9 protein-coding genes are annotated in these 5,888 nt (G+C 71.8%); 4 read left to right on the forward strand and 5 right to left on the reverse strand.

Going from position 1 to position 5,888, the window contains the following annotated elements; all coding sequences use genetic code 11:
• The first annotated feature begins 198 nt into the window (after nt 1–198).
• Nucleotides 199–609: an Hsp20/alpha crystallin family protein gene (locus ABZV40_RS34310; protein ID WP_355451184.1), complete on the forward strand. Its 411-nt coding sequence runs from the start codon at nt 199–201 to the stop codon at nt 607–609.
• 106 nt (nt 610–715) lie between these two features.
• On the opposite strand, the gene ABZV40_RS34315 is transcribed toward ABZV40_RS34310, so the two are convergent.
• The gene (locus ABZV40_RS34315) at nt 716–1,141 is read right to left on the reverse strand and encodes a hypothetical protein (RefSeq protein WP_355451187.1); all 426 of its coding nucleotides are present in this window, start codon (nt 1,139–1,141) and stop codon (nt 716–718) included.
• 95 nt (nt 1,142–1,236) lie between these two features.
• Between ABZV40_RS34315 and ABZV40_RS34320 the strand changes: the two genes are divergently transcribed.
• Nucleotides 1,237–2,154 carry an MBL fold metallo-hydrolase gene (locus ABZV40_RS34320; RefSeq protein WP_355451190.1) on the forward strand — a complete coding sequence of 306 codons (918 nt, stop codon included), beginning with the start codon at nt 1,237–1,239 and terminating at the stop codon, nt 2,152–2,154.
• Between the two features lie 8 nt (nt 2,155–2,162).
• Here the strand turns inward: ABZV40_RS34320 and ABZV40_RS34325 are convergent, their stop codons facing one another.
• The 4 genes from ABZV40_RS34325 to ABZV40_RS34340 all read right to left on the reverse strand — a co-directional run bounded on the left by ABZV40_RS34325 (nt 2,163) and on the right by ABZV40_RS34340 (nt 4,838).
• Complete coding sequence (locus ABZV40_RS34325) at nt 2,163–2,750, reverse strand: hypothetical protein (protein WP_355451192.1); 588 nt, start codon at nt 2,748–2,750, stop codon at nt 2,163–2,165.
• Entirely contained in the window at nt 2,698–3,372 is a 675-nt protein-coding gene (locus ABZV40_RS34330; RefSeq protein WP_355451195.1) for a universal stress protein, read from the reverse strand. Before ABZV40_RS34330 ends, ABZV40_RS34325 begins: the two co-directional genes overlap by 53 nt.
• A gap of 216 nt (nt 3,373–3,588) precedes the next feature.
• Nucleotides 3,589–4,593 (reverse strand): nitroreductase family protein, encoded by a 1,005-nt coding sequence (locus ABZV40_RS34335; RefSeq protein ID WP_355451198.1) that lies wholly within the window; start codon nt 4,591–4,593, stop codon nt 3,589–3,591.
• 17 nt (nt 4,594–4,610) lie between these two features.
• Entirely contained in the window at nt 4,611–4,838 is a 228-nt protein-coding gene (locus ABZV40_RS34340) for an SHOCT domain-containing protein (protein ID WP_355451201.1), read from the reverse strand.
• 214 nt (nt 4,839–5,052) lie between these two features.
• Here ABZV40_RS34340 and ABZV40_RS34345 point away from each other — a divergent pair, with 214 nt between their 5' ends.
• A complete protein-coding gene (locus tag ABZV40_RS34345) occupies nt 5,053–5,619 on the forward strand; it encodes a CBS domain-containing protein (RefSeq protein ID WP_355451204.1) in 567 nt (188 codons plus the stop codon).
• Nucleotides 5,619–5,888 (forward strand): universal stress protein (locus tag ABZV40_RS34350; RefSeq protein ID WP_355451207.1); only part of this gene is annotated, 270 nt, incomplete at its 3' end. The genes ABZV40_RS34345 and ABZV40_RS34350, both read left to right, overlap by 1 nt.

The following is a 5,888-nucleotide window of genomic DNA, read 5'->3' on the forward strand; positions in this document are numbered from 1 at the left end:
CTTCCCACCCGGCGTTCTGGTCCTGTGCTTGATGGTCTCGTCCCTCGACGGGCCGTGGATGAAGGCGCCCTTCATCCACGTAACTGCCCGGTAGGCGGGGTGCGGACACGACCTCCGGCAAGGCGCTTCGGCCCCTGTCCGCACGACGAGCCCGGTGGAGGGCTGGAAGCGTTGCAGGGCAACAGGAAAGGAGACGACATGACCTCGCCGGCTCGCCGTCAGGCAAGCTCGCTGCTGCCCGACCTGTGGGAGATGTTCGACGCCACGTGGCCGTTCGGGACCCGGCACCCGATGCACATCGAGGACTTCGTCGAGGAAGGCGCCTACGTCGTCCGCGCGGAGCTGCCCGGCCTGGACGCCGCGAAGGACATCGACGTCAGCGCGACGGACGGCACCCTCACGATCACCGCCCAGCGGGAGGAGACGAAGAAGGAGCAGCACCGTTCCGAGTTCCGCTACGGCTCGTTCTCCCGGACCGTGTCGCTGCCCTCGGGTGCGGACACCACGAAGATCGCCGCCGAGTACCGGAAGGGCATCCTCGAGGTCCGCGTGCCGATCGCCGCGCCGCCGGAGGAGCGCAAGATCCAGATCGACGTCCAGGACGACTGACCTCACCCCCGTCGGCCCCGGATCAGCAGATCCCGGGCCGAGGGTGAGCCGCACCGCGCTCTCGTCCGCCGCTGCTGATCTGAGCAGTCGGGGCATCACGAGCCAGCTACACCGTCGAGTACGGTTCGTCGCGTTCGATCGAGCGTGACACTTCGGGTTTCTTCGCGTGTCCGCGGTTTTGTTCGGCGAGTTCCTCGGCGAGGTGTTCCTGGCGTTCCTGGCCCCGGTAGCGGGTGAGGACGGCCATGGTGATCGCGTGGGCCATGGCGAGCAGGAGCAGCACCAGGCCGAGTTTGGTCACGGTCTTCTGCAGCGAGCCGTCGACGGGCAGGTCCACGGTGGAGATGAGGGCGACGAGGCCGAGCACGATGAGCGTGAACAGGGTGGAGGTGAGCCAGCTCGCGGCGATGCTGATGCCGGGGTGCGCGTCGTCGCCGAGGTACTTGCGGCCGCTGATGGTGATGATCACAGCGTCAATCACCACCAGCAGCGTGCTGATGACGAGGAAGGCGATGTAGCTGTCGGTGTCCATGTCTCCAGCGTCGGACTGCGGTGCACGCCGGGCCAGTGCCGTGGGTCCCGGTCCTGCGCGGGCTCTTTGCCCGGGACGTCCGGCATGATGCGCCGGTGAAGTTCTGGTTGAGCCGCCCGGATCTCGCGGGCCACCCGGTGCAGGCGGCCGGAAGCGGCGACGTCACGGCGTGGTTCCTGGGCACGAGCTCGGTGTTGCTCAGCGACGGGGACACGGCGGTGCTCACCGACGGCTTCGTCACCCGGCCCGGTCTGGCGCGGGTCGCGTTCGGCCGGATCGCTCCCGACCCGGACGTGGTGCGCCGGGCGGTCGAGCGGCTCGGCACCCCGCCGATCGCCGCGGTGGTGTGCGTGCACTCGCACTACGACCACGCACTGGACGCCCCGGTGTGGGCTTCGCTGACCGGGGCGGACCTGGTCGGGTCGGAGTCCACCGCCAACATCGGCCGCGGCCTCGGCGTGCCCGAGCCGAGCTTGCGCGTCGCAGGCGAGGGCGATGTGCTCACGTACGGCGGGTTCGAGCTGGCGTTCGTCGAGTCCGAGCACAGCCCCGGCGACCGGTACCCCGGCACGGTGGACGCCGCGCTCGTGCCACCCCGCCGGAGCCGGGAGTGGCGCACCGGCACCGTCTACGCGGTCTTCGTCAGGCACCGCGGCGGGACGGTGCTGGTGCACGCGAGCGCCGGGTTCCGGCGCGGCGCGCTGCACGGCCTGCGAGCGGACGTCGTGTACCTCGGTGTCGGCACGCTGGGCAAGCAGCCGTCCCGGTACGTCGAGGAGTACTGGGACGAGGTCGTGCGCGCCACCGGCGCCCGTCGGGTCGTGCCGGTGCACTGGGACGACTTCTTCGTCTCCCTGGACCGGCCGCTGCGTCCGTTGCCCCGCTTCGCCGACGACCTGGACGTGACGATGCGCCGGCTGTCGGCGCTCGCGGCACGCGACGGCGTGGAGGTGCTGCTTCCCGTGGCGTGGCAGCCTTGCGACCCGTTCGGCGAGCGGCCCCGGACATCGTGACGGCGCGGTCAGCGACCCGTTTCCGCGGAGTGCTTGACGGTGCGCAGGATCGCGCGGCTGATCACCCCGACGAACGGCGTGCTGACTCGCCAGTACCGGCGGAAGCTCAGCCACGCGCGCGGATCGGTGAGCACGACGCGCATCTCGGCGTTGACGAGCGTGCGGCGCTGGCCGTAGGGGAGCACCGAGATCGAGCAGACCACCTTGGCGTAGCCGGGTTCGGTGAAGTCGGGGAAGCTGCGCGCCTCGATCGGCACCCACTTCACGACGGGCTGCCAGGCCTTGCCGATCGCGCCGAAGACGATCTCGTGGCCGGGGTTCTCGCCGAGCAGCACCCAGTCGGTGCCCGCGTCGAGGTCGTGGAGCGTCAGCCGGGTGCGCTGCCGCGGAGCTTGCCGCCGGCGCAGGCGTTCGGGCAGCTCGCGCAGGCGCACCGCGGCGGTGACGAGGAAGCCGTGCAGTTCGGTCAGGTCGAGGTCGTGCACCGCCTTGTAGGTCGAGACCGGATCGGCCTCCACCACGACGTGGTCGACCCGGCTGAAGTCACACCGCGGTGCGAACTGGTCGGCGAGGAGCGGGGATGGAAGGGACGCCACGGTGTTCCTCCTGGACGGGTCGGTGCACCACGAGCACGGGGCAGGGGGCGTGGTGGAGCGCGGCCCGCGTCACCGAGCCGCACGGGTGGCTTTCGCCGGGGCCGACGACGAGCAGATCGGTGTCCACGCAACGGCTGATGGCATCGTACGGCTGTCGGCGGACGAGCACGGCGGTGTGCGGATACCCGGCGAGGAGCTCGTCCGACCGCTCCAGCACCCAGCTGTGGTCCTCGTCGAGGTCGGCGCGCAGCACGGACAGTGGTGCGGCGTGCAGGACGCGCAGTGCGGCGTCACGGGTCCGCGCGAAGTCGACGGCGCGAGCGAGCACGTGGTGGTCGTGCGCGCCTCCGCTGACGAGCGCGGTGACACGGCCGTGCAGCCCGTGCCGCGCGTCGTGTGCGCCGCGGACCACGACCGTGTCGCAGCCCGCTCCACACACGACCGACAGGGCGTGGTTGCCGGTCCGGTCCTGGTGGCCGACGACCACGAGCTGGGCCCGGAAGTGCTCCCCGAGCCGGTGCGTCTCGACGCCGGTGTCCACGAGCTGGGCGTGGGCTGCGGCCCACCGCGCGGCCTGCTCGCTGCGGGGAGAGCCGTCTGAGATCACCACGACAGGTTCCATGCCTCCACCGTGGCCTGTCGGGCAAGCCGTCCCCAGAGCGGAGGGTGGCCACCTGTGCGGGACGAAAGTCCTGGTTCTGCCGGGCCTCGCGCCGCCGTGACCACGGGTGGCCGCCGAAGGACCGGGTGGATCCGGCACGAGGACGCGTTCGACTCCGGCAGCCCGGCGAGCCGCACCACCTCGAGCACGTGCTGCCCAGGTCGTGATGTGACCGGTTCAGCCGGTCGCGTCCGTGGGTTCCATCAGCAGTTCGCCGACCGGTCGCCGCGGGGTGGCGGGGACCGGGGTGCTGAACCCGATGCGCAGCACGGTCTGCGGCACCAGCGTGCTCCCCAGCGCGCGGCGCAGCTCCTCGCGCACGGAACGGACCTCGACGGGCTGGGACAGGAACGACGCGGACAGCCCGAGCGTGGTCGCGGTGAGCAGCACCCGTTGCATCGCCTGCCCGGCCTGGAGCTGGGCGAACGGGTTGTCGTGGAACGAGCACAAGACCGCGACCATCGGGTCGGGCTCGTAGTCCTTGCCCGGCGGGCGGTCGTGGTTCCCGCCGGGGCGGAAGTCGCGGAACGTCCACTCGTCCTGCGCCTCCGGCCGGAAACCGGCGGAGGCGGGCGGCACGCCGTCGCCCGCGCCGGGCCGGTGCCCGGTGAAGGCCGTCAGCTCGGCCAGCACGGCCGGATCGTCCTGCTGGATGCGGTGGGCGCGCCGCACGAAGTCCTTCAGGCGGGCCGCTTCCTCGCGCGTGGCGACGACGTGCAGTCGCGACCGCTCCAGGTCGGCGGCGCGCACCAGGGCGTGGCGCTGCCGTGCGTCCACACCGGACTCGAAGAACGGGCGGCGGTTGGTCCGGCGCGCGGGCACGGCCCTGAGCAACGCGCGCATCTCGTCGTCCTGGGCGAAGTCACCGCCGCGGCGGACCACCGCCAGCGCATCCGGCGCCGCGTGGCCGGGCAGCACGTCGACCAGCGGCCGCACGCCGAACCCCTGCAGGGCCAGGCGGAGGTTGAACAACGCGGCACCGCACGACAGGCGCAGCTCGCGGTTGTCCGGGTCGGTGGCCGGCAGCGCGCGGTCGAGGTCCGGGTGCAGCTCCAGGCGGTCGGGCAGCACCCGGAACCGCCACGGCTGGGTGTTGAGGACGGACGGTGCCAGCGACGCCGCCTTCAGCACCGCTTCGACCTGGTCCGGCGTCAGTCCCAGCGCCGGGGGCAGTTCGGTCATGCCGTCACCTCCGTCCGTCAGCGTGAGCGCAGGGTCTTGCGGACGCGCTCGAACTCGTCGGTGTCGATCTCGCCGCCGGCCAGCCGTTCCTCCAGGATGCGCAGCGCGGAGCCGTCGTCGCGGCCACCGCCTCGGCGCAGCAGGGCCACCCCGACCGCGATCAGGCCGCCGAAGAACAGCAGCATGAACAGCGCCATCATCAGAAAACCGCCCCAGCCCATCGGGGTGTCGTAGTACCAGTGCACGGTGTGCTCCTCACTCGCCGACCTCTGGGACTCCAGGGTGGAGCGCCGCCGGTGTCCGCTCGCAGAGTCGAACGGCCCGCGCCGGGTGGCCCCTTCGCCCTGATCGTCGAAGCACGCGCTGGTGGGCACCAAGGACCCGGACGGCGCGGGACCAAGGGCCGCGTCCACCGGCGCACGCCGTTCCTAGTGTCGGGAGGCGGAAAGGAGAGACGCCATGCGTGCTCGCGACATCATGACCAGTCCGGCCATCACGGTGCGACCGGAGGTGCCGGTGCGCGGCGCCGCGGCGTTGCTCGTGTCGCACGGGTTCACCGCGTTGCCGGTCGTGGACGACGACAAGAGGTTGATCGGCATCGTCACCGAGGCCGACCTGCTGCGCAACGGCTACCTCGACGAGAACGGCGGCAAGACCGTCGGCGAGGTGATGACCAGCCCTGCCGTGGCGATGGACGCGGACGCGCGGGGGAGCGTGATCGCCCGTGTGCTCGTGGACGACCGCATCCGGTGCCTGCCGATCGTCGACGGCTCCGCGGTCGTCGGCATCGTCACCCGGCGCGACCTCGTGCGCGCCCTCGCCCGCACCGACACGACCGTCGCGGCGGAGGCACAACGGGTGCTCGACCTCTACGGCGGAGGTCGCAAGTGGACGGTCGTGGTCACCGACGGCGAGGCCGTGGTCGGTGCCGGGGACGCCGACGCCGAGACCGAACGCGTGCTCACCTCGCTCGCGGGTTCCGTGCCCGGGGTGTTGCGCGTGCGTGTGCTGACGGAGGGAAAGTGATGAAGGGACCTGATGCCCCGGTTGTGGTCGGTGTCGACGGTTCGTCGTCGGCGTTGGCGGCGGTGCGGTGGGCTGCTGAGGACTGCGCCCGTCACCACAGGTCGTTGCGGCTGGTGCACGCGTATGCCCTGCCGGTGCGGGGGTATCCGGAGGTCATCGTGACGGGCAACGAGATCCGTCAGGCGATCGAGGAGCAGGCGCGGGTGTGGCTGGCGGAGGCGGTCGCCGCCGCCCGTGCCGTGGCGCCGGAGGTCGAGGTGGTGACCGAG

The sequence above is a fragment of the Lentzea sp. NPDC004782 genome (assembly GCF_040609115.1).
Lineage (GTDB): Bacteria > Actinomycetota > Actinomycetes > Mycobacteriales > Pseudonocardiaceae > Lentzea.